At 73.5% G+C, this 22,302-nt stretch carries 20 protein-coding genes; 12 read left to right on the top strand and 8 right to left on the bottom strand.

Annotation, left to right across the window (positions count from 1 at the left end; translation table 11 throughout):
* Positions 1–77: 77 nt before the first annotated feature.
* Entirely contained in the window at positions 78–794 is a 717-nt protein-coding gene (ndgR, locus tag ACFYOU_RS32435) for an IclR family transcriptional regulator NdgR (protein WP_010984119.1), read from the bottom strand.
* Between the two features lie 187 nt (positions 795–981).
* Here ndgR and leuC point away from each other — a divergent pair, with 187 nt between their 5' ends.
* From leuC to ACFYOU_RS32415, 4 genes are all read left to right on the top strand, one after another.
* A complete protein-coding gene (gene leuC / locus ACFYOU_RS32430; RefSeq protein ID WP_391310768.1) occupies positions 982–2,412 on the top strand; it encodes a 3-isopropylmalate dehydratase large subunit in 1,431 nt (476 codons plus the stop codon).
* A gap of 5 nt (positions 2,413–2,417) precedes the next feature.
* Positions 2,418–3,011 carry a 3-isopropylmalate dehydratase small subunit gene (leuD, locus tag ACFYOU_RS32425; protein WP_389766667.1) on the top strand — a complete coding sequence of 198 codons (594 nt, stop codon included), beginning with the start codon at positions 2,418–2,420 and terminating at the stop codon, positions 3,009–3,011.
* Between the two features lie 370 nt (positions 3,012–3,381).
* Positions 3,382–3,609 (top strand): hypothetical protein, encoded by a 228-nt coding sequence (locus tag ACFYOU_RS32420; protein WP_389766666.1) that lies wholly within the window; start codon positions 3,382–3,384, stop codon positions 3,607–3,609.
* A 171-nt stretch (positions 3,610–3,780) separates the two neighbouring features.
* Complete coding sequence (locus ACFYOU_RS32415) at positions 3,781–4,458, top strand: HU family DNA-binding protein (RefSeq protein ID WP_391310764.1); 678 nt, start codon at positions 3,781–3,783, stop codon at positions 4,456–4,458.
* A 169-nt stretch (positions 4,459–4,627) separates the two neighbouring features.
* Here the strand turns inward: ACFYOU_RS32415 and ACFYOU_RS32410 are convergent, their stop codons facing one another.
* Positions 4,628–4,831, bottom strand: coding sequence for a hypothetical protein (locus tag ACFYOU_RS32410; protein WP_385491448.1), 204 nt, complete (start codon positions 4,829–4,831; stop codon positions 4,628–4,630).
* A gap of 10 nt (positions 4,832–4,841) precedes the next feature.
* A complete protein-coding gene (cofC, locus tag ACFYOU_RS32405; protein WP_391310762.1) occupies positions 4,842–5,522 on the bottom strand; it encodes a 2-phospho-L-lactate guanylyltransferase in 681 nt (226 codons plus the stop codon).
* Between the two features lie 210 nt (positions 5,523–5,732).
* On the opposite strand from cofC, the gene ACFYOU_RS32400 reads away from it, so the two are divergent.
* The 3 genes from ACFYOU_RS32400 to ACFYOU_RS32390 all read left to right on the top strand — a co-directional run bounded on the left by ACFYOU_RS32400 (position 5,733) and on the right by ACFYOU_RS32390 (position 8,785).
* On the top strand, positions 5,733–6,536 hold the full coding sequence (locus ACFYOU_RS32400) for a 1-acyl-sn-glycerol-3-phosphate acyltransferase (protein ID WP_391310760.1): 804 nt from the start codon (positions 5,733–5,735) through the stop codon (positions 6,534–6,536).
* Positions 6,533–7,543, top strand: a complete 1,011-nt coding sequence (locus tag ACFYOU_RS32395) for an NAD(P)H-dependent glycerol-3-phosphate dehydrogenase (protein WP_391310758.1) — start codon at positions 6,533–6,535, stop codon at positions 7,541–7,543. Before ACFYOU_RS32400 ends, ACFYOU_RS32395 begins: the two co-directional genes overlap by 4 nt.
* A gap of 90 nt (positions 7,544–7,633) precedes the next feature.
* Positions 7,634–8,785 carry a D-alanine--D-alanine ligase gene (locus tag ACFYOU_RS32390; RefSeq protein WP_391310756.1) on the top strand — a complete coding sequence of 384 codons (1,152 nt, stop codon included), beginning with the start codon at positions 7,634–7,636 and terminating at the stop codon, positions 8,783–8,785.
* 42 nt (positions 8,786–8,827) lie between these two features.
* On the opposite strand, the gene ACFYOU_RS32385 is transcribed toward ACFYOU_RS32390, so the two are convergent.
* Both ACFYOU_RS32385 and ACFYOU_RS32380 read right to left on the bottom strand, forming a co-directional pair.
* A complete protein-coding gene (locus ACFYOU_RS32385; protein ID WP_391310754.1) occupies positions 8,828–9,316 on the bottom strand; it encodes a DUF3515 family protein in 489 nt (162 codons plus the stop codon).
* A 20-nt stretch (positions 9,317–9,336) separates the two neighbouring features.
* Positions 9,337–9,570, bottom strand: coding sequence for an Lrp/AsnC family transcriptional regulator (locus tag ACFYOU_RS32380; protein WP_103548548.1), 234 nt, complete (start codon positions 9,568–9,570; stop codon positions 9,337–9,339).
* Positions 9,571–9,833: 263 nt separating this feature from the next.
* On the opposite strand from ACFYOU_RS32380, the gene ACFYOU_RS32375 reads away from it, so the two are divergent.
* Both ACFYOU_RS32375 and thiD read left to right on the top strand, forming a co-directional pair.
* Entirely contained in the window at positions 9,834–10,799 is a 966-nt protein-coding gene (locus ACFYOU_RS32375) for a thiamine-phosphate kinase (RefSeq protein ID WP_389766655.1), read from the top strand.
* 40 nt (positions 10,800–10,839) lie between these two features.
* Positions 10,840–11,688: a bifunctional hydroxymethylpyrimidine kinase/phosphomethylpyrimidine kinase gene (gene thiD / locus ACFYOU_RS32370; protein ID WP_391310751.1), complete on the top strand. Its 849-nt coding sequence runs from the start codon at positions 10,840–10,842 to the stop codon at positions 11,686–11,688.
* A gap of 103 nt (positions 11,689–11,791) precedes the next feature.
* On the opposite strand, the gene rpmB is transcribed toward thiD, so the two are convergent.
* Positions 11,792–11,977, bottom strand: coding sequence for a 50S ribosomal protein L28 (gene rpmB / locus ACFYOU_RS32365; RefSeq protein ID WP_015036441.1), 186 nt, complete (start codon positions 11,975–11,977; stop codon positions 11,792–11,794).
* 269 nt (positions 11,978–12,246) lie between these two features.
* Here rpmB and ACFYOU_RS32360 point away from each other — a divergent pair, with 269 nt between their 5' ends.
* Entirely contained in the window at positions 12,247–13,983 is a 1,737-nt protein-coding gene (locus ACFYOU_RS32360; RefSeq protein ID WP_391310748.1) for a DAK2 domain-containing protein, read from the top strand.
* 20 nt (positions 13,984–14,003) lie between these two features.
* Here ACFYOU_RS32360 and ACFYOU_RS32355 read toward each other — a convergent pair whose 3' ends face one another.
* Both ACFYOU_RS32355 and ACFYOU_RS32350 read right to left on the bottom strand, forming a co-directional pair.
* The gene (locus tag ACFYOU_RS32355) at positions 14,004–17,048 is read right to left on the bottom strand and encodes a tetratricopeptide repeat protein (protein ID WP_391310746.1); all 3,045 of its coding nucleotides are present in this window, start codon (positions 17,046–17,048) and stop codon (positions 14,004–14,006) included.
* A complete protein-coding gene (locus ACFYOU_RS32350; protein WP_389766647.1) occupies positions 17,045–18,895 on the bottom strand; it encodes an HSP90 family protein in 1,851 nt (616 codons plus the stop codon). The genes ACFYOU_RS32355 and ACFYOU_RS32350 overlap by 4 nt, the downstream gene beginning before the upstream one ends.
* Before the next feature lie 368 nt (positions 18,896–19,263).
* On the opposite strand from ACFYOU_RS32350, the gene recG reads away from it, so the two are divergent.
* Both recG and rsmD read left to right on the top strand, forming a co-directional pair.
* On the top strand, positions 19,264–21,582 hold the full coding sequence (recG, locus tag ACFYOU_RS32345) for an ATP-dependent DNA helicase RecG (RefSeq protein ID WP_391310743.1): 2,319 nt from the start codon (positions 19,264–19,266) through the stop codon (positions 21,580–21,582).
* A 94-nt stretch (positions 21,583–21,676) separates the two neighbouring features.
* Positions 21,677–22,279, top strand: coding sequence for a 16S rRNA (guanine(966)-N(2))-methyltransferase RsmD (gene rsmD / locus ACFYOU_RS32340; RefSeq protein ID WP_389766644.1), 603 nt, complete (start codon positions 21,677–21,679; stop codon positions 22,277–22,279).
* Positions 22,280–22,302 lie beyond the last annotated feature (23 nt).

Below are 22,302 nucleotides of genomic sequence, written 5' to 3'. Positions count from 1 at the left end.
CGGCGGCGGACGAGGAGGGGTCCGGTGCGGACGGTCGTGACCGTCCGCACCGGACCCCGTGGTGCGGGTCGGGCCGGTCAGCCGGTGCGGCGCAGGGCCTCCGAAAGGCGGCCCGCGGCGTCGATGACGGCCTGGGCGTGCATCCGGCCCGGGTGTCGGGTCAGTCGCTCGATGGGGCCGGACACCGAGACGGCGGCGACCACGCGGTTGGACGGTCCGCGCACCGGAGCGGAGACCGAGGCCACGCCCGGCTCGCGCTCCCCGATGGACTGGGCCCAGCCGCGGCGGCGCACGCCCGAGAGCGCGGTGGCCGTGAAGCGGGCGCCCTGGAGACCGCGGTGCAGGCGCTCCGGCTCCTCCCAGGCCATCAGGATCTGGGCCGAGGAGCCCGCCTTCATGGTGAGCGTGGAACCCACCGGCACCGTGTCCCGCAGGCCGGACAGCCGCTCGGCGGCGGCCACGCAGATCCGCATGTCGCCCTGGCGGCGGTAGAGCTGGGCGCTCTCGCCCGTGACGTCCCGTAGGTGGGTGAGCACGGGCCCGGCCGTGGCCAGCAGACGGTCCTCGCCCGCCGCGGCGGCCAGCTCCGCCAGGCGCGGGCCCAGGATGAATCGTCCCTGCATGTCCCGTGCCACCATCCGGTGGTGTTCCAGGGCGACCGCGAGACGATGGGCCGTGGGCCGTGCGAGCCCGGTCGCCGCGACCAGCCCGGCGAGGGTGGCCGGACCGGACTCCAGGGCGCTCAGCACGAGAGCGGCCTTGTCGAGTACGCCGACACCACTAGAGTTGTCCATGCAACGATATTCGCGTCTCACTCTGTGAAACGCAAGTTCAATTCTCCAGGGAACTTGTCACCCTGTACGTCACACGCCGCCCGCAGACCGACGGGGCCGGCGGTCGCTGTCCGGGACGAGGGGTACCGGAGACGACGCTCACACACCTAGTTGGGTCGACCAACGACGGCCGACCGGAGGGAAAGCGATGGGTAGGACACTCGCGGAAAAGGTCTGGGACGACCACGTCGTCCGGCGCGCAGAGGGCGAGCCCGACCTCCTCTTCATCGATCTGCACCTGCTGCACGAGGTGACCAGCCCGCAGGCCTTCGACGGCCTGCGGCAGAACGACCGCCCGGTGCGCAGGCTCGACCTCACCATCGCCACCGAGGATCACAACACCCCGACCCTCGACATCGACAAGCCGATCGCGGACCCGGTCTCGCGCGCCCAGCTGGAGACGCTGCGCAAGAACTGCGCCGAGTTCGGCGTGCGGCTCCACCCGCTCGGTGACGTCGAGCAGGGCGTCGTCCACGTCGTCGGCCCGCAGCTGGGACTGACGCAGCCCGGCATGACCGTCGTCTGCGGCGACTCGCACACCTCCACGCACGGGGCCTTCGGCGGTCTGGCGTTCGGCATCGGCACCTCCCAGGTGGAGCACGTGCTGGCCACCCAGACCCTGCCGCTGGCCCGCCCGAAGACCATGGCCATCACCGTGGACGGCGAACTGCCCGACGGCGTCACCGCCAAGGACCTGATCCTCGCGATCATCGCCCGGATCGGCACCGGCGGCGGCCAGGGCTACGTCCTGGAGTACCGCGGTTCCGCCATCGAGAAGCTCTCGATGGAAGCCCGGATGACCATCTGCAACATGTCCATCGAGGCCGGTGCCCGCGCGGGCATGATCGCGCCCGACGAGACCACCTTCGCGTACCTGAAGGGCCGCCCGCACGCCCCCGAGGGCGCGGACTGGGACGCCGCCGTCGCGTACTGGGAGACCCTGCGCACCGACGACGACGCCGTCTTCGACGCCGAGGTGGTCATCGAGGCCGCCGAACTGTCGCCGTTCGTCACCTGGGGCACCAACCCGGGCCAGGGCGCCCCGTTGTCCGCGAGCGTCCCCGACCCCGCTTCGTACGAGGACGCTTCGGAGCGGCTCGCCGCCGAGAAGGCCCTGGAGTACATGGGGTTGACCGCCGGACAGCAGCTGCGCGACATCAAGGTCGACACCGTCTTCGTAGGTTCCTGCACCAACGGTCGGATCGAGGACCTGCGGGCCGCGGCCGACATCGTCCAGGGCCGCAAAGTCGCCGACGGCGTACGGATGCTGGTCGTCCCGGGCTCGGTGCGGGTCGGGCTCCAGGCCGTCGACGAGGGCCTGGACAAGGTCTTCAAGGAGGCCGGCGCCGAGTGGCGGCACGCGGGCTGTTCCATGTGTCTGGGCATGAACCCCGACCAACTCGCCCCCGGCGAGCGCTCCGCTTCCACCTCCAACCGCAACTTCGAGGGACGGCAGGGCAAGGGCGGGCGCACCCACCTGGTGTCCCCGCAGGTCGCCGCCGCCACCGCGGTCCTCGGCCATCTGGCCTCACCGGCCGACCTGGCCGGAGCCGACGTCGCCACCCCCGCAGGAGTCTGAGAGCCATGGAAGCCTTCACCACCCACACCGGCCGGGCCGTCCCGCTGCGCCGCAGCAACGTCGACACCGACCAGATCATCCCCGCCCACTGGCTGAAGAAGGTCACGCGCGACGGCTTCGAGGACGGGCTCTTCGAGGCGTGGCGCAAGGACCCCGAGTTCGTCCTCAACCGCCCCGAGCGGACGGGGGCCACCGTACTGGTCGCGGGCCCCGACTTCGGCACCGGCTCCTCCCGCGAGCACGCCGTCTGGGCGCTCCAGAACTACGGCTTCAAAGCGGTCATCTCCTCCCGCTTCGCCGACATCTTCCGGGGCAACTCACTCAAGAACGGCCTGCTCACGGTAGTTCTGGACCAGAAGGTCGTGGACGCGCTCTGGGAGCTGACCGAGGCGGACCCCCAGGCGCCCGTGACCGTCGACCTCGAAGCGCGCGAGGTGCGCGCCGAGGGCGTCACGGCCCCCTTCGAGCTGGACGAGAACTCCCGCTGGCGGCTGCTGAACGGCCTGGACGACATCAGCATCACCCTGGCCAACGAGCCGGACATCGCCGCGTACGAGGCGCGCCGCCCCTCGTACAAGCCGCGCACGCTGGCGCTCTGAACCGCCCGGCCCCGGTCCGGTCGGCCCCGCGGATTCCCGCGCAGGACCGGCCGCCGGGGCCCGGGGCGCCCGCCCCCTGAGGTCCCGGGGGGCCGCTGCGCCCCCCCGCGGGGCCCCCGGAGGCCCGCGACCCCCTTCGAACCCCCGTGATGTACCCCCATCCGTCCCACGGTTGGGGGTACATCCGTGTGTGCTCCCGCACCCCCTCCGCCGGGCGTCCCGCCGGTCGTCAACTCGCCGCATTCCAGGGCCACAAGAGGCCGAAAGTTGCCTTGCGGATGAGACCCTGAGGGTGACGGGAAATGCCCTCCGAGCTGCATAGTTGCACCCTGGGCGGGCGACAACTCGCCCTAGATGGCACAATCGGTGCATGGATCGCGATGACCAACTCCAGCTCTACGGGGTCGTCGCGGACCGATTGAAGGAGGCGCACGCCAAGGTGCGCGCACTGCAAGTCCCGGAGGGCGTACGGATGGCGCTGACCCGGAAGCTGCTGGTCATCACGGCCGTGGCCAAGCACGATCTCGCCGATGCGGCAAGGCGTCTGGAGCGATTGAGTGTGGACCTCGACGAGGGTCGTTTCCCTGAAGAGGGCTGAGTGGCACCGGCATCGGGTCGCGATGCGGGTCGACCGAGCGGGCAGCGGTCGATTTCGTTGCGGCACAAGGGTGATTAGCCCGTTTCGTGTTTGATTTGCGGTATATATCTGCCTAACGTGCGAAAAAGTCTTGAACAGATTCGTTCGAGCAATGTTTCCGAAGGGGAAGACGTGAACAAGGCGCAGCTCGTAGAAGCCATTGCCGACAAGGTCGGTGGGCGTCAGCAGGCCGCTGACGCCGTGGACGCCGTACTCGATGCCATCGTGCGGGCGGTCGTCGCGGGTGACCGGGTCTCGGTCACCGGTTTCGGCTCGTTCGAGAAGGTCGAGCGGCCGGCCCGCTACGCCCGCAACCCGCAGACGGGGGAGCGGGTCAGGGTCAAGAAGACCTCGGTGCCCCGCTTCCGTGCGGGTCAGGGCTTCAAGGACCTGGTGAGCGGCTCGAAGAAGCTCCCCAAGGGCGGCGAGGTCTCCGTCAAGAAGGCGCCCAAGGGCAGCCTGTCCGGCGGCACCAAGACCACCGCCAAGGCCGCGACCAAGAAGGCCGCCGCCAAGAAGACCACGGCCCGCAAGACCACGGCCACGGCGAAGAAGACCACGGCCGCCAGGAAGACGACCGCCACGGCCAAGAAGACCACGGCCACGGCCCGCAAGACCACGGCCGCCGCCAAGAAGGCGACCGCGACGAAGAGCACGGCGGCCAAGAAGACCACGGCCGCGGCGAAGAAGACCACGGCGGCGGCCAAGAAGACCGCTCCGGCGAAGAAGGCGGTGGCCAAGAAGGCACCGGCCAAGAAGTCGACCGCGCGCAAGACCACGGCCAAGAAGACCACCGCCCGCAAGCGGTAGGACGGGGCCGCAACGGTCACTCACGCGCCGGGCCGGACTCCCCCCGGGGAGTCCGGCCCGCGGGCCGTCCCGGGCCCCGTCGGCGCGCGTGAGCGGCCGCTGACGCGTGTCAAGGGAGCCGGCGGGACGTTCCGGCCGGACGGGTCGGAGGAGGGCGTCAGGTCCGGCGCTAGAAGGTCTGGAGGGTCACCAGCGTGACGCGCCGGTCGTTCCCGTCGCCGGTGACCTCGATCCGCACGCGCTGGCCCGGCCGCAACAGGCGCAGACCCCCCGCGTCGAACGCCGGGCCGTCGAACGGGACCGGAGTCCCGTCGTCCAGGAGGACGCTGCCGCTGCGGGAGTCCGGGTCGTACGTGTAAGCGGTGGCTTGCATGGGGGAAAGCCTAACGGCGCGGCTGCCGGCAGACCGCTCGCCGGGTGCCCTGCCCGTCCGCGGCGGGCGGCCGCGGCGCCGCCCGCCGGGTGTGCGGGCCGACACCCAGCGCCAAAGCGGTCCACAGGTCCGGACCGGTGTCGACGTCCTGGCGCACCGAATCGGTGTCCGGGAGCAGGATCTCCACCGCGCCCGAGGCCCGGTGCCGGGCGCGCGACGCCCCGCCGAAGAGGGGGCACAATTCCGTGCCGGGCAATGCCGTCAACAGGGTCGTGCCGATTCCCGAGACATCCGGTACGAATGCGCGCGGGAATTGTGCGGCCCGGTCGAGAACGCGGGTCAATTCCCCGGGCCGCAATGCGGGGAGATCGGCGTTCAGTGCGGCGAGAGGGGCTCCGGGCCGGTCGTGGCGCACCGTCGCCGCCCCGTGCGCCAGCGCGGCGTTCAGCCCGCCGCCCCGGACCGCGTCCGGGACGGTCCGGGCCCCCAGCCGCGTCAGCTCCCGGTCCGCCAGCGCGTCGTCCGTGACGACCACCACATCCCGTACCGCCCGACTGGTCAGCGCCGCGGCCACGGTGTCCTGGGCGAAGGCGAGCACCAGACCGGGACGAACCGTGTCCGATGCCGTGTCCGAGAGTCGGCTCTTGGCCTGCGCCAAGGGCTTCAGCGGGACCACCAAGGTCCACTGCACGCGCGCTCCGTCCCCACACATCGTGCCCATTGTCACCCGCGCCCCACCCCTCCCGTCCGTCAGGGGGCCCCGCTCGCCCGTGTCGCCGGGGTCCGGGGCGCGCGCTCCCGGGCGTACCGTGTGCTCGACAGAGAGGCGGCTCGGAGCCACACTTGGGCGCCTGACCAGGTCCGGACCGGGGCCGGGCGAAGCTAGAGGGAAGGTGTCCGCGTGTCCCGCCGAAAAGTCGGCTTCTGGTACCGCCTCGCGGCGGTCCTGTGCAAACCGCCGTTGGTGGTGCTGTTCAAGCGGGACTGGCGCGGAATGGAGAACATCCCGACTTCGGGCGGATTCATCACGGTGGTGAACCACAATTCCCACGTGGACCCGGTCGCTTATGGTCATTTCCAGTACAACTCCGGACGGGTGCCGCGTTTCCTCGCCAAGCACAGCCTCTTCCGCAAGGGGTTCGTCGGTGCCGCGATGCGCGGTACCGGGCAGATCCCCGTCTACCGCGAGAGCACGGACGCGCTGAGCGCGTTCCGGGCCGCCATCGAGGCCGTGGAGCGCGGCGAGTGCGTCGCCTTCTACCCCGAGGGCACCCTCACCCGCGATCCCGACCAGTGGCCCATGAGCGGCAAGACGGGCGCCGCCCGGGTCGCCCTGAGCACCCGCTGCCCGGTCATCCCGGTCGCGCAGTGGGGCGCGAACCTGCTGTTGCCGCCGTACGCGAAGAAGCCGCACCTGTGGCCCCGCAAGACCCACCGGGTGCTCGCCGGGCCGCCCGTGGACCTGTCCCGGTTCTACGACCGGGAGCCGACGCCCGAACTGCTCAAGGAGGTCACGGAGGTCATCATGGCCGCCATCACGGCCCAGCTGGAGCAGTTGCGCGGCGAGAAGGCACCGGACACCCCCTACGACCCGCGCCGGGCGCGGGTCCAACAGCGCAGCCGGAGCACGGCCGGGCGCAGCGAACCGAACGAACGGCCCGCACGGGCCGGACAGCACGAGAACGACGTGGAGGACGGCAAGTGACCAGCACCGTGAAGGCGGCCGTCTTCGGCACCGGTTCCTGGGGCACGGCCTTCGGCATGGTGCTCGCCGACGCCGGCTGCGACGTCACCCTGTGGGCCCGCCGCGGCGCACTCGCCGAGGCCGTCAACTCCACCCGCACCAACCCGGACTACCTCCCCGGCGTCGAACTGCCCGCGAACCTGCGGGCCACCACCGACCCGGCCGAGGCGGCGGCGGGCGCCGACCTCACCGTCCTCGCGGTCCCCTCGCAGACCCTGCGCGGCAACCTCGCCGCCTGGCGGCCCCTGCTGGCGCCCGGCACGGTCCTGGTGTCCCTGATGAAGGGCGTCGAACTCGGCTCCGCGATGCGGATGAGCGAGGTCATCGAGGACGTGGCGGGAGTCGGCGCGGAGCGGGTCGCCGTCGTCACCGGCCCCAACCTGGCGCGGGAGATCGCCGCCCGGATGCCCGCCGCCGCCGTCGTCGCCTGCGCCGACGAGGCCGTCGCCCAGCGCCTCCAGGCCGCGTGCCACACCGCGTACTTCCGCCCGTACACCAACACCGACGTCGTCGGCTGCGAACTGGGCGGCGCGGTGAAGAACGTGATCGGCCTCGCGGTCGGCATCGCCGACGGCATGGGCCTCGGGGACAACGCCAAGGGTTCCCTCATCACCCGGGGACTGGCGGAGACCACCCGGCTCGGCCTCGCCATGGGCGCCGACCCGCTGACCTTCTCCGGTCTCGCCGGGCTCGGGGACCTGGTGGCCACCTGCTCCTCGCCGCTGTCCCGCAACCACACCTTCGGCACCAACCTGGGCAAGGGCATGACCCTCCAGGAGACCATCGCCGTCACCAAGCAGACCGCCGAGGGCGTCAAGTCCTGTGAGTCCGTGTTGGATCTGGCCCGCCGGCACGGCGTCGACATGCCCATCACCGAGACGGTCGTCGACATCGTCCACGAGGGGAAGCCGCCGGTCGTCGCCCTGAAGGAACTCATGTCCCGCAGCGCCAAACCCGAACGCCGCTGACCTGCTCCCCGGCGGTCGGCCGGACGCCGGGCGGCACGCGGCGCCGGGGGCGCTGACCCACGACGGGGCAGCGGGTACGCTCAGTCCGTTATGAGCAGCGAGACCTCACCCCAGAGCTTCAGGCTCCGCAAGCCGCGCGTGGCCGTCGTGTTCGGCGGTCGCAGTTCCGAGCACGGCATCTCCGTCGTCACGGCGGGCGCCGTCATGCGCGCCATCGACCGCGACAAGTACGACGTGCTGCCCATCGGCATCACCCGGGACGGGCGCTGGGCGCTCACCGCGGACGAGCCCGACCGGATGGCGATCACCGACCGCACGGTCCCGAACGTGGACCAGTTGGCCGAATCGCCCGAGGGCACCGTCGTGCTCCCGGTCGACCCGTCGAGCCGCGAGGCCGTCTACCACGAACCCGGCGCCGTGCCCAAGGCCCTCGGCGACGTGGACGTGGTCTTCCCCGTCCTGCACGGCCCGTACGGCGAGGACGGCACCCTCCAGGGGCTCCTGGAACTGTCCGGGACGCCGTACGTGGGCTCCGGCGTGCTCGCCTCGGCCGTCGGCCAGGACAAGGAGTACATGAAGCGCGTCTTCGTCTCCTTCGGGTTGCCGGTCGGGCCGTACCTGGTCGTCCGGCCCCGCGAGTGGGAACGCGACGAACAGGGCGCCCGGCAGCGGATCGCCGAGTTCGCCGGCGAGCACGGCTGGCCGCTGTTCATCAAGCCGGCCCGTGCCGGTTCCTCGATGGGCATCACCAAGGTCGACTCCTTCGAGGGCCTGGACGAGGCGATCGAGGAGGCCCGGCGCCACGACCCCAAGTTCCTGGTCGAGTCGCTGCTGCGGGGCCGGGAGATCGAGTGCGGGGTGCTGGAGTTCGAGGACGGGCCGCGGGCCAGCCTGCCCGCCGAGATCCCGCCCGTGCAGTCCCACGACTTCTACGACTTCGAGGCGAAGTACATCGACTCCGCCGCCGGGATCGTGCCCGCCCCGCTGAGCGCCGAGGAGACCGCCGAGATCCAGCGGCTGGCCGTCGCCGCGTTCGAGGCCGTGGGCTGCGAGGGACTCGTCCGCGCCGACTTCTTCCTCACCGAGGACGGGAGCTTCGTGATCAACGAGATCAACACGATGCCCGGCTTCACGCCCATCTCCATGTACCCGCGGATGTGGGAGGCCAGCGGGGTCTCCTATCCGGAACTGGTGGACCGACTGGTGCAGGCCGCGCTGCGGCGGTCCACCGGACTGCGCTAGCGGACCCGTCCCGACGCCCCGGGCGTCGGGACGCCCGCCGTCTCAGTCCGCTATGCCCTCGGGGACCTCGGCGATGACGGGCTCCGCGAGATCGGTCAGCGGGGCCAGCCCGCGGTCCTTGCGGGACCCGGGCAGGGTCACCTCGACGTACGCGCGGCGCAGCGCCGTGGTGAACCGGAAGGTGCCGTCGTCCTGCGGCTCCATCAGCCAACCGACGCCGTTCACCTCGACGCTGTCGGCCTTCGGATCGTTCATCTTCGCGGGTCGGGGCACCCCGCAGCGCAGTATGATCGCCGGATCGCCCCAGGCCGCGGTCAACTCGGACGCGGGCGTCGGGTCACCCCGGTCGAGCCCGTCCACCCGTTCCGGCAGCGCCCCGTGCAGGTTCCGGCACAGCCGGTCGGCCGAGTCGGCGGGGGAGGGGACGGCCGCCGTCACCGAACCGCCCGCCGGGGAACAACCGGCGACGGCACACAGCAGGGCGAGGGCGGACGGCCCGAACAGACGGCGCCGGCGACGGGGAGAGCTCACCGGCCAAGGGTAGACGGGGACTACAGATGGACGACCGGGCAGGTCAGGGTGCGGGTGATGCCGTCCACTTGTTGGACCTTGGCGACCACCATGCGGCCCAGTGCATCGACGGTGTCGGCCTGGGCGCGCACGATCACGTCGTACGGTCCGGTCACGTCCTCGGCCTGGATCACCCCCGGGATCTTGCTGATGGTCTCAGCGACGGTCGACGCCTTGCCGACCTCCGTCTGGATCAGGATGTACGCCTGTACCACGGAACCTCCAGGGCGGCCACGAGGATCATGTGGGGAGAAGAGACGCCACGTTATCGCGTCGCCGTGCGCCGCGGGGAGACCCGCGGACGCCGTGGCGCGCACGGGGTGCACGCGCGGTACGGGTTGACGGCCTCGCCGACCCCGCGCAACGCACCCATCACCAGCACAGCGCCGACCGTGCCGACCGGGCCCACGACACCCGCGCGTGCGGGGGCGGCCGTCGGACCGGTCGGTCGCACCGGCGCGGAAGGGGCAGGACGAGGATGAAGGGCACCGTGGGCGAGCTGGGGGAGTTCGGGCTCATCAGGGAACTGACGGCCCGGCTCACCACCACCCCGGCGGTACGGCTGGGGCCCGGGGACGACGCCGCGGTGGTGACCGCCCCGGACCGGCGGGTCGTCGCCAGCACCGACGTCCTGCTGGAGGGCCGCCACTTCCGCCGCGACTGGTCCACCGCGTACGACGTGGGCCGCAAGGCCGCCGCCCAGAACCTCGCGGACATCGCCGCCATGGGCGCCGTGCCCACCGCGCTGCTGCTGGGCCTGGTGGTCCCCGCCGAACTGCCGGTGACCTGGCCGACCGAGCTGATGGACGGACTGCGCGACGAGTGCCAGGTCGCGGGCGCCGCCGTGGTCGGCGGGGACGTCGTGCGCGGGGAGACGATCACCCTGTCGATCACCGCGCTCGGGGATCTGCGCAACCACGAGCCGGTGACCCGCTCCGGCGCCCAGCCCGGTGACGTGGTCGCCGTGACGGGCTGGCTGGGCTGGTCCGCCGCCGGACACGCGGTCCTCTCCCGCGGCTTCCGCTCGCCGCGCGCCTTCGTGGAGGCCCACCGACGGCCGGAGCCGCCCTACCACGCGGGTCCGGCCGCCGCCGGGCTCGGCGCGACCGCCATGACCGACGTCAGCGACGGACTGATCGCCGACCTCGGCCACATCGCCGAGTCCAGCAAGGTCCGCATCGACGTCCGCTCCGGCGCGGTCGACGTGCCCTCCCAGATGAACGACATCGCGACCGCCGTCGGCATCGACCCGCTGTTGTGGGTGCTCACCGGCGGCGAGGACCACGCGATCGTGGCGACCTTCCCGCCGGACGTGAAGCTGCCCGCCCGCTGGCGGATCATCGGCGAGGTGCTGCACCCCTCCGCGCTGCCCCAGGTCACCGTGGACGGGGCGCCCTGGACCCGGGCCAGCGGCTGGGACCACTTCGGCGACATCGAGGACTGAGACCCCGCGCCCCGACCGGACCGAGAAACGGACGACCGCCATGACACCCCAGCCCCCGCCGTCCCCGACTCCCGTCCCGCCGCCCCGCGCCGCGCCGCCCCGGGTGCTCACCGTCGCCGGATCGGACTCGGGCGGCGGAGCCGGCATCCAGGCCGACCTGAAGACGATGCTGACCCTGGGCACCCACGGGATGAGCGTGCTGACCGCGGTCACCGCCCAGAACTCGCGCGGCGTCCAGGGCGCCTGGGAACTGCCGGTGGCAGCCGTCCGCGCCCAGTACCGCAGCGTGGTGGACGACATCGGGGTGCAGGCCGTGAAGACCGGCATGCTGGCCTCCGCGGAACTGGTGGAGACGGTCGCGGCCCTGCTCGCGGCCACCGACGCCCCGGTGGTCGTCGACCCGGTCGGGGTCTCCAAGCACGGTGACGCCCTGCTCGCGGCCTCCGCGCTGGACGCCGTACGCCACGAACTCCTGCCGACGGCGACCGTGGCCACGCCCAACCTGGACGAGGTGACCCAACTCACGGGGATCACGGTGCGCTCCGAGGACGGGATGCGCCGGGCGGCCGACGCCGTGCTCGGGTTCGGACCGCGCTGGGCCCTCGTCAAGGGCGGGCACCTCGCCGGGGACGCCGTGGACCTGCTCACGGACGGCGCCGAGGAGCACTGGCTGCGCGCGCCCCGCCTCGACAACCGGCACACCCACGGCACGGGCTGCACCCTCGCCAGCGCGATCGCCGCCCGGCTCGCCCACGGGGACCCCGTGCCGGTCGCCGTGACGGCGGCCAAGGAGTACGTGACCGGGGCGATAGCCGCCGGGTTCGCCCTCGGGGCGGGCATCGGGCCGGTGGACCACGCCTGGTGCACACGGAACGTCACGCAGGACTGACCGGGCGCCCCGAGGAGCCCGCCCGGGACACGAAGAAGCCGGCCCACCCGAGGGTGGACCGGCTTCCCAGCAACCAGCAAGTGGCCGCGCTAAAAGCTATACGTCAGCGCGAGACCTTGCCGGCCTTGATGCACGAGGTGCAGACGTTGAGCCGCTTCGGCGTCCGACCGACCACGGCACGCACGCGCTGGATGTTGGGGTTCCAGCGACGGGGCGTACGGCGGTGCGAGTGGGAGATGTTGTTGCCGAAGCCCGGCCCCTTGCCGCAGACGTCGCAGTTGGCAGCCACGGGTCACTCCAAAGACTTCAGATGCACTTACGGTTGAACCCGGCATGCCGGGACCAGTGCAGTGATCGGGTGGCGTTGCCAGGGGAAAGGCCCGATGTGGATCGGGCAACCGGAGCAGCATACTACGGCCGCTTCGGTAGAACGAAACTACCACGCTCCGCCCCGAGACCTCCCCGCCCGCCGCTGCCGGTGCCCTTCCCCCGGGTCCGTCGAGCGGGGTCGGGCGCTACGCTGCCTCGCAGTCCGGATGCCCGAAGGAAGGCCAGCAGGTGCCCCAGATCCTCGACTCCGTCACGGTGCGTGCCTGGTGCGCACGGTCCCTGGAGGCGCTGGGCAGGGCCCGCGAGGAGATCGACGCGATCAACGTCTACCCGGTGGCCGACGGCGACACCGGGACCAACCTCTACCTGACGCTGGAATCCGCCGCCCAGGCCGTGGAAGCGGTGTTCGCCGGGCACGAGCCGCAGCTTCCGGCACCGTCCGAAGTGATGCGCGCGATGGCGCACGGGGCGCTCATCGGGGCGCGCGGCAACTCGGGCACGATCCTCGCCCAGCTGCTGCGCGGCATGGCCCAGGTGCTCGCCGCCGAAGCATCCGAAGAAGCCGCAGCATCCGAAGCCGGGGACGCAGGAGCCGCCGAACGGCTGCGGCGGGCGCTGCGCCGGGCCGCGGAGTCGGCGTACGAGGCGGTCGCGCACCCCGTGGAGGGCACCGTCCTGACCGTGGCGACGGCGGCGGCCGACGCGGCCGCCGCCGCCGACGGCGACTGCTCAGCCGTGGTCAGGGCCGCCTACCGGGGCGCCGTGACGGCCCTGGACGCCACCCCCGGGCAGCTGGCGGTCCTGGAGCGGGCGGGGGTCGTGGACGCCGGCGGACGGGGCCTGGTCACCGTTCTCGGCGCCCTGGTGGAGGCACTGACGGGGGAGCGCCCGCCGACCGTCGCCGCGGGCCGCGCACGGACCGCCCGCGAGCCCCGGCCGCCGACCGCCCCCGGCGACTGCGAGGAACACCGGGACGCGGCGGCGGGCGGGCCCGCGTACGAGGTGATCTACCTGCTGGAGGCCACCGACGCGGCCGTGGAGCGGCTGCGCGGCCGGCTCGACGCCCTCGGGGACTCCCTGGTGGTCGTCGGCGGCGACGGGCTGTGGAACGTCCACGTGCACGTGGACGACGCGGGGGCCGCCGTGGAGGCCGGGGTCGAGGCGGGGCGCCCGCACCGCATCCGCATCACCCACTTCGGCGCCGGGGACGCGCACGCCGCCCGCCCGGGCGACTTCCGTGAGGCCGCCGAACCGGTGCAGCGGGCCGTCGTGGCCGTCGTCCCCGGCGAGGGCCTGGCCGAGCTGTACGCCGGGGCCGGGGCGGTACCCGTGCTGGCCCGCCCCGGGGAGCCCCCGGCCAGCGGCGAACTGGTCCAGGTGATCCGCCGGGCCCACGCCCGTGAAGTGGTGCTGCTGCCGAACGACGCCGGGCTGCGGCACACCGCCGCCGCGGCCGCCGAACAGGCCCGCGCCGACGGGGTGCGGGTCGCCCTGATCCCCACCCGGTCCGCCGTCCAGGGCATCGCGGCGCTCGCCGTCCACGCACCGGAGCGCCGCTTCGACGAGGACGTGGTGGCGATGACCTCCGCCGCCGGTGCCACCCGGTACGGGGAGCTCGCCGTCGCGGAACGGCAGTTCTGGACCATGGCGGGCATCTGCCAGGCCGGTGACGTGCTCGGACTGATCGACGGCGACGTCGCGGTCATCGGGGAGACACCCGACGACGGCCCCGCCGGGCCCAGCGGCGAGGTCCCCGGCGACGTCCTCGCGCACACCGCCGTCACCGTCCTGGACCGGATGCTCGCGGCCGGCGGCGAACTGGTCACCCTGGTGCTCGGCGAGGACGCACCGGACGGCGTCGCGGACCTGCTGGAACGCCATGTGCGCGAGGCCCACCTCGCGGTCGACACGGTGGTCTACCGGGGTGGGCGGCACTCCGCGCTGCTGCTCATCGGCGTCGAGTAGCCCGGGACCACCGGCCCCGCTCAGTCCCGCCCGGCCAGGTGCGCCAACAACTCCTCGGCGGCGGCCGTACGGGCGCTCCCGGTCTCGTCCGAGGCGCCCCGGTGGGCGAGGAGCACCGACCGGGCCCGCGCCTCGGCCCGGTCGCGGCGCCCCAGGTACGACAGCAGCCACCCGGCGTGCAGTTCCGCCGCCGTCCGGCTGTCCAGCGCCGCGGGCCCCAACGAGGCGTAGTCGTCCACCGCGCGGCCCACGTGTTCCAGGGCCTCCTCGTACGCCGCACGGACCGCGGGATCGCCCTCCGGGGTGCCGTCCTGCGAGCGGACCAGCAGCTCGCCGAACTGCCGCCGGGTCTGCGCCGATTCGGAGACCAACCGTTCCCGGGCCCCCTCGCCGACCTCCTCGGGAGCGGCGTTCCGGGCGGCGGCGAGGGCCCGTTCGCACTCGAACAGGGCGGCCTCCATCAACTCCCGCGCCTCGTCGAGCCCGGCCCCGGCGAGGTGCCCCGCGTCCTCGTCCACCATCAGCCACGCCCGCGAGCGCAGCGAACGCACCAACCCGTGCGGATTGCCGAGCGGCCGCCACAGCTCACCGGCCCGCTCGTACGCCCGGTCCGCCTCGGCCGCCAGGCCCGCGTGCCCCAGCGACTCCGCGGCCATGTGGGCGAGCATCGCGTGGTCCCGCTGCTCGGGCCAGGTCCGGGCGGTCTCGGCGGCGAGCAGCCACTGTTCGGCGGCGTCCCGGTGGTTGCCCAACTCCCGCAGGCAGTCGCCCAGCCACCACCGGGTCTGCACCAGGGTGCCGTCCCCGTGGGCCTCCTCGGTCAGGTCCAGGAGCGCGGCCTCCAGGACCTCGGCGGCCTCGGCGTACCGTCCGAGCTGGAGCAGCAGCCCGCCGAGCTGGTGCCGCGCCCAGGCACCGAGGGCCGGCCCCGCACCGGACTCGTCGGACCAGTGGGCGGCCTCCAACGCGTGTTCGCACGCCCCCGGCAGGTCCCCCGACCTGGCCAGGCCCTCGGCGAGCTGGAGGTGCAGCTGCGCCTGGTGCACCGGCGGCAGCAGCGGCCCCCCGTGTTCGAGGGCGGCCCGTGCCGCCCGGTGGGCGAGGTCCAGGTCGTCCAGGTGCCGGGCGAGCGCGGCGAGCCGGGACGCCGGCTCCGCCGCGAACCAGGGGGTGCCGGCGGCGACGTACCCCTGCCAGGCACCGGTGAAGAGGTCCACGGCCGCCTCGGCGTCGCCCCGGTGCGCGGCGAGTTCGCCGAGCATCGCCCGGGCGGCGGCGGCGCGTGACACCAACCGGGGGTCGTCCGGATGGCGTTCGGCCAGTTCCAGGAGGCGTTGCGCGGCGTTGCGGGCGGCCCGTTCCGCCGCCGCCGGGTCCCCGGCGGCGGACGGGGGCGCCGCGTCCGGGTCGGCCGCCCGCTGCTCCTCGCGGCCGACGGCGACCAACAGGGTCCGCGCCTGGTACAGCAGCATCGACGCCGCGTGCCGGGCGCCCTCCCCGGACTCCTCGTACCGGGCGACCGCCCGCCGGGTGGGTTCCGCGAGGTCATCGGCCGACCCGTCCGGCGCGGCACCGGACGCCCGCAGCGCCCGGGTGTAGACCCCCCGCGCCCGGGCCTGAACCGCCTCGTCAGGGGCGCCGGCCGCCTCGTACAGTTCGGCCGCCCGCTCGAAGAGCGCCGGGTCCCCGCCGCCCATCGCCGCGTGGTCGGCGATCTCCGCACGGTCCCGGTCGGGCAGGACGACGCCCTGCGCCCCGGCGGCCTCGGCCACCGCGGCCCAGGCGTCCTGGGCGGTCGGGTGCCGGTCCTGGGTGCGCTGCCTGGCTTCGGCCAACAGCGCGTCCAGCGTCCCGCCCAGGCCGGCGCCACCGGCGTCCGGCGCCCGGGCGGTCGTCGGGTCCGGCGCGGCGCGCGGCCCGGGCACCGGGGGCAGCCGCCCGGCGCGCACCCCGAGCGGCAGCCGGGCCACCAGGGGCCGCCGGGCCATCCGCTCGCGCAACTCGTCCCCGATGTGGGAGGTGCGGTTGCGCGCGTCGAACCGTGCGCCGATCGCCAGGGCCTGGGCCCGGGCGTGGCCGGCGAGTTCCCGCGCCGTCCAGCCCCGCCCGGCCGGTCCGGGCACCGACCGGTCGCCCAGCCCCAGCTCGGTCAGGCGCCCCATCAGCTGGGCCACCACCCCGAGGAAGCCCAGGTGGCTCCGCGGGTGCCCGCTGTCGGTGAAGTACGCGGGACGTTCGGCCAACAGCTCCAGGGCGCGCGCCTCGTTGCCGGTCAGCGTGCAGAACTCCACGTGCTGCGCGTACGCCTCGCGCATGCTCTCCGTCTCGCGCACCAGCCGCAGCCCCCGCAGGTGGTTCGCCCGGGCCTCGTCGAAACGGCCGAGGCGCACCAGCGACATCAGGCTCGCCGCCAGCGAGGCGTGCGGCTCGTGGGCGCAGGTGTACTCCCCGTCCAGCACCGGCCGCCACAGCTCCAGGGCCTGGGCGTCCTGACGCCGGTACGCCTTGAACCACGCCTGGTCGTGGAGTTCGCAGGCGTGACAGTCGCTCATCCGGTCCCGGTCGGCGGCCCGCCAGGCGCGGTGGGCGCGTTCGGCCCGCTCCAGGTCGCCGATGTGCAGGGCGACGCTGTGCTCGCCGGCCCGCACCGCCCGCTCCGAGAACCCCGCCACCCGGTAGCGGTGCTCCATCTCGCCCAGCCACTGCTCGATCGAGTCGAGCGGCACGTGCGGTTGGTCGAGCATGCCCGAGGACATCCACTTGAACGCCCAGTGCAGCGAGTGGGTCTCGTAGGCGTCGAAGTCCTCGGGGCGTTCGTCCCACATGCGCAGCAGCCGCGCGAAGGGCACGAACATCCGGTCCTTCTCGGAGCTGTAGCAGTACACCTGCAACTGGTGCCCCAGGGCCTCGATCACCGCGAGCGGCAGGCCCAGCTTCTCCGCCTCCACGAGCAGCGCCTCCGCGCGCGCGTTGCGGGCGGGACCCTCCGGCCGGGCGTCGTTCTCGGCGATCGCGGCCCGCAGCGCGGCCAGGTCCATCGCGGGGGCGGTGTCGGGGTCGGTCATGACGTCTGCTCCCCGTGCTCGGTGTGGGTGGCCCACTCCAGCAGGCCGAGGAACGCCCGGTTCAGCAGCGCGGAGTCGCCGGGCCGCAGCGGGCGCTGCGCCATCAGCAGGGCCTGCCCGTACAACGACTCGGTCGCGGTGCCGATCAGGTCCGGATCGCGCAGGGCGCTGATCCGCCGGATCAACGCGTTGCGGTGGTTGAGCACCAGCCGGGCCCGGGGGGCGCTGCCGCGCAGCGAGCCCAGGATGCCCGCCCACAGGTCGTCGGCCTGCTCCTCGGCGTCGGCGCGGGCCTGTTCGTGGCGGGCCCGCCGGTCGTCGAGGTGCAGCGCGGGCACGGACACCGGGTGGAAGGCGCGCAGCGCCACGTCGCAGCCCAGCGGGTCGAGCCGGGCGCGCGCGGCGGCCAGGAAGGCGCCGAGGGCCAGTTCCTCGGCGGGGTCGACGGTGTCGAGGTGCGCGGTCACCGTCTCCCCGTCGAGTTCCGCCACCGAGGTGTCCGGGCGGACCGAGGGCAGCGCCTCCACCAGTTCCGTGTCGTACGTGTAGCCGCCGTTGACGACGCCGATGCCCTGCGCCGAGGCGATGGGCGCGACCTGGCGGAACTCCTCCACCGTGCGGGTGAAGTGGACCACCCGGTGGCGCCGGGCGAACTCCTCCAGCGACAGCCGTCCGTCGGTGGTCTCGAAGGGCAGCCACGGCAGCATCGTGCGCAGCATGTCCCGGTCGTGCCGGGCCAGCGACTTGACGCCCAGGTGGTGCACCGAGACGAACGCCGACAGCCGGTCCGGGTCGCCCGCCGCGAGTTCGGACAGCCAACTGCGGATGCGTTCGCCGAGCGCCTCCCGGACCGCGGCCAGCGTCTCGTCCTCGTACAGCGCCTCGCGCGACGCGGTGGGCCGCAGGCTGTCCGTGTCGAGGACGCAGCGCACGAAGAACGCCCAGTCCGGCAGCAGTTGTTCGGCCCGGTCGGTCAGCAGCATGCCCTTGAGGTGCACCCGGTGGCCGGCGCGCTGGGCGGGACTCACCGCCTGCGGCAGCACGTACGCGACGCCCCGGACGCCGGCGAGCGGCACGTCCAGGTCGATGGCGTCCAGCGGGCTGAACCCGAACGTCTCGTGACAGTGCCGGGCCAGCGCCACGCGCCGTGCGCCCGGGCTCGGGTGGCGTCGCTCCCACGGCGCCGGCAGGTCCGTCACGGGGCGTTCCCCGACCCGGACGTCGTAGGGGAGCAGCGCACCGAAGTCCCGCGCCAGGCTGAGGACCCGCTCCTCGTCGAGCCACTCCTGCGAGCCGGCGCGCGCCTGGAGGTACACCGTGGTGCCCGGTTCGGTGCGCGCGTCGTCCGGCAGGGCGCGCACGGTGTACGAGCCGTCGTCGCGCGCCGTCCACTCCACGGGGGGCGCCCCGAGGTGGCGCGCCGAACGGCTCACCACCCGGATGCGTTCGGCGACCACGAAGCAGGCGAGCAGACCGATCCCGAACTGTCCGAGGAACTCCGAGCGCGCCGATTCGAGACCCGTCACGGCGTCCGCCGGGACCGACGGGTCCACCGGGCCCGGGGAGCCCGGACGGCCGGACCGCTTGGAGCTGCGGCCGATGGTGGCCAACAGGGAGTGGACGTCCGACTCGGTCAGCCCGATCCCGGAGTCCTCGATGCGCAGGGTCCTGCCGCGGCCGGTCCCGCCCTCTTCGACGGCCAGCCGCACCAGGGCCGGTGCGTCGGGCTGTTCCGCGCGGCGCGCGGTGATGGCGTCGACCGCGTTCTGGAGCAGTTCGCGCAGATAGACCTTGGGGCTGGAGTAGAGGTGGTGGGAGAGGAGGTCCACCAGGCCCCGCAGGTCCACCTGGAAGGTGTGGGGGGCCTGCGCCGGAGGTGGGGCCCCGCCCGTGTCGCCCGGCTCCGGTGCACGGTCCGTCGGACCCGTCGGGGCTGCCGGTGCTGGTGGAAGGGGCTCGGGGGAGGGCTGCGCGCTCGGGAGCGCGTCGGTGTCCTGGGGCCCGTGAGGCGTCTGAGGTGTCTGGGAGTCCATCGTCGCTGCGCCGGTGGGGGGACGGACGACGGCGCGGGTCGGGCGGTCCCGGCGAGCGGTGACCGCGGCAGGCAAGGGACAGACCATCCTAGGCCCCGAACGAACCGGCTGACCAGCGGATTTCCCGGACGAATGGGGCCGATGTCGGCGTCGATGTCAGTGCGGTGGTGTGCAATGGTCGGGTGCCCGTGCTCGAAGAACCGTTGAAGAAGGTCCTCGGCCCCGCCACCGCCAAGGTGATGGCCGAGGCCCTTGACCTGCACACCGTAGGCGACCTCCTCCACCACTACCCCCGCCGGTACGCCGAGCGCGGCGAGCTGACCAGACTCGCCGACCTCCCCCTGGACGAACACGTCACCGTGGTCGCCCAGGTCGAGACCGCCCGGGTCCTGAAGTTCAACGGAGGCAGCGGACAACGCCTCGAAGTCGTCATCACCGACGGCAGCGGACGCCTGCAACTCGTCTTCTTCGGCCGGGGCGTCCACAAACCGCACAAGGACCTGCTGCCCGGCACCCGGGCGATGTTCGCTGGCAAGGTCTCGCTCTTCAACCGCAAGCTCCAACTGGCCCACCCCGCGTACGAACTGCTGCGCCGCACCCCGGACCCCGCGGCGGGGCCGGACGGGGCGGAGGAGGGCAGCGCCGTCGACTCCTGGGCCGGCGCCCTGATCCCGATCTACCCGGCCACCGCCAAGATGGAGTCCTGGAAGATCGCCAAGGCCGTGGACGCGGTCCTCCCCAGCGCCCCCGAGGCGGTGGACCCGCTGCCGCCCGCGCTGCGCGAGGGTCGCGGCCTGGTCCCCCTGCCCGAGGCCCTGCTGAAGGTCCACCGCCCGCACACCAAGGCCGACATCGCCGATGCCCGGGACCGCCTCAAGTGGGACGAGGCGTTCGTCCTCCAGGTCGCCCTGGCCCGCCGCCGCTCCAGCGACGCCCAACTGCCCGCCACGGCCCGCCGTCCCGGCCCCGACGGCATCCTCGCCGCGTTCGACGCGCGGCTCCCGTTCACCCTGACCGACGGGCAACGGAAGGTCACCGCCGAGATCTTCGACGACCTCGCCACCGAGCACCCCATGCACCGACTGCTCCAGGGCGAGGTCGGGTCCGGCAAGACCCTGGTGGCGCTGCGGGCCATGCTCGCCGTGGTCGACGCGGGCGGGCAGACGGCGATGCTGGCGCCCACCGAGGTGCTGGCCCAACAGCACCACCGCTCCATCACGGAGATGATGGGCGAGCTCGCCGAGGGCGGCATGCTCGGCGGCGCCGACCACGGCACCAAGGTCGTGCTGCTCACCGGCTCCATGGGGGTGGCGGCCCGCCGACAGGCCCTGTTGGACCTGGTCAGCGGCGATGCGGGCCTCGTCATCGGCACCCACGCGCTGATCGAGGACAAGGTCCAGTTCCACGATCTGGGTCTGGTGGTCGTGGACGAGCAGCACCGGTTCGGCGTCGAGCAGCGGGACGCCCTGCGCGGCAAGGGGCCCCGGGGGGAGGGCGGTGAGCGGCGCACCCCGCACCTGCTGGTCATGACCGCGACCCCCATCCCGCGCACGGTGGCGATGACCGTCTTCGGCGATCTGGAGACCTCCGTCCTCGACCAGTTGCCGGCCGGACGCTCGCCGATCGCCAGCCACGTCGTGCCCGCCGCCGACAAGCCCCACTTCCTGACGCGCACATGGCAGCGCGTCCGGGAGGAGGTCGCCAAGGGGCACCAGGCGTACGTGGTCTGCCCCCGCATCGGTGACGACCCGGAGACGACCGGGCCCGGCACCGCCGCCGACACCCAGACCGGCTCGGGGGCCGACGCGAAGGCCGCGGCCAAGGCCCGCGCCAAGGCGGAGGCCAAGGCCGCGGCGAAGGAGGAGGCGGCGGCCACCGCGGACAAGCGCCCCCCGCTGGCCGTCCTGGACGTCGCGGAGGAACTGGCCCGCGGCCCCTTGCAGGGGCTCGCCGTCGAGGTGCTGCACGGACGGATGGCGCCCGAGGACAAGGACGCGGTGATGCGGAGGTTCGCCGCCGGGGAGACGGACGTCCTGGTGGCGACCACCGTCATCGAGGTCGGGGTCAACGTGCCCAACGCCACCGCGATGGTGATCATGGACGCGGACCGCTTCGGCGTCTCCCAGCTCCACCAGCTGCGGGGGCGGGTGGGCCGGGGCTCGGCCCCCGGCCTGTGCCTGCTGGTGACCGAGATGCCCGAGGCGAGCACCGCCCGGGCCCGGCTGGAGGCGGTCGCGGACACCCTGGACGGGTTCGCCCTGTCCCGCATCGACCTGGAACAGCGACGGGAGGGCGACGTCCTCGGGCAGGCGCAGTCGGGGGTGCGCTCCTCGCTGCGGGTCCTCACCGTCCTGGGGGACGAGGACGTCATCGCCGAAGCCCGGGAAGAGGCCACGGCGGTGGTCGCGGCCGACCCGGAGCTACGGGAGCTGCCGGGCCTGCGGGTGGCCCTGGACGCCCTGGTCGACGCCGAGCGGGAGGCGTACCTGGAGAAGGGCTGAGCCCGCCCGGTCGGGTGCGCGCGACCGCATCCCGCTCCGGACGCCTATCGTGGGGGTGTTCGCACCGACCGCACCGTGAAGGACCCGAGCGCACATGACCCGCGTGATCGCCGGACTCGCCGGTGGACGGCGACTGGCCGTCCCCCCGGGCAACGGCACCCGCCCCACCTCGGACCGTGCGCGAGAAGGGCTCTTCTCGACCTGGGAGTCCCTGCTCGGCACCCTGAGCGGCCTGCGGGTCGCCGACCTGTACGCGGGGTCCGGCGCGGTGGCCCTGGAGGCGCTGTCCCGGGGAGCCGCCCACGCCCTGCTGGTCGAGGCCGACGCCCGGGCCGCCAAGGTGATCAGGGAGAACGTCCGGACGCTCGGCCTGGCCGGCGCCGAGGTGCGGGCCGGCCGAGCGGAACAGGTGGTCACCGGACCCCCACCGGCCGCACCGTACGACGTCGTCTTCCTCGATCCGCCCTACGCCGTCGAGAACGGCGATCTTGAAGAGATCCTGCTCACACTCCGTGCTGAGGGGTGGCTCACCGTCGACGCGCTCGTCACCGTGGAGCGCAGTACCCGGGGCGGCGCGTTCCCCTGGCCCGCCGGCTTCGAGTCCGTTCGGTCCCGGCGCTACGGCGAGGGAACGTTTTGGTACGGTCGCGCCGCCGCCACCAGCGACACCGCCCCCACGTGCGACAACGCACCGTGACCGGACCGGAGAGCGAGGAACCA

This window comes from Streptomyces sp. NPDC005955 (assembly GCF_042871255.1).
Lineage (GTDB): Bacteria > Actinomycetota > Actinomycetes > Streptomycetales > Streptomycetaceae > Streptomyces.
This window is presented reverse-complemented; position numbering and strand designations above follow the sequence as displayed.

Bases quoted from the DNA above. Each gene is read 5' to 3' on its own strand.
- ndgR (WP_010984119.1), bottom strand. From the start codon at position 794: ATGGACAACTCTAGTGGTGTCGGCGTACTCGACAAGGCCGCTCTCGTG.
- leuC (WP_391310768.1), top strand. From the start codon at position 982: ATGGGTAGGACACTCGCGGAAAAGGTCTGGGACGACCACGTCGTCCGG.
- leuD (WP_389766667.1), top strand. From the start codon at position 2,418: ATGGAAGCCTTCACCACCCACACCGGCCGGGCCGTCCCGCTGCGCCGC.
- ACFYOU_RS32420 (WP_389766666.1), top strand. From the start codon at position 3,382: ATGGATCGCGATGACCAACTCCAGCTCTACGGGGTCGTCGCGGACCGA.
- ACFYOU_RS32410 (WP_385491448.1), bottom strand. From the start codon at position 4,831: ATGCAAGCCACCGCTTACACGTACGACCCGGACTCCCGCAGCGGCAGC.
- ACFYOU_RS32390 (WP_391310756.1), top strand. From the start codon at position 7,634: ATGAGCAGCGAGACCTCACCCCAGAGCTTCAGGCTCCGCAAGCCGCGC.
- ACFYOU_RS32375 (WP_389766655.1), top strand. From the start codon at position 9,834: ATGAAGGGCACCGTGGGCGAGCTGGGGGAGTTCGGGCTCATCAGGGAA.
- thiD (WP_391310751.1), top strand. From the start codon at position 10,840: ATGACACCCCAGCCCCCGCCGTCCCCGACTCCCGTCCCGCCGCCCCGC.
- ACFYOU_RS32355 (WP_391310746.1), bottom strand. From the start codon at position 17,048: ATGACCGACCCCGACACCGCCCCCGCGATGGACCTGGCCGCGCTGCGG.
- rsmD (WP_389766644.1), top strand. From the start codon at position 21,677: ATGACCCGCGTGATCGCCGGACTCGCCGGTGGACGGCGACTGGCCGTC.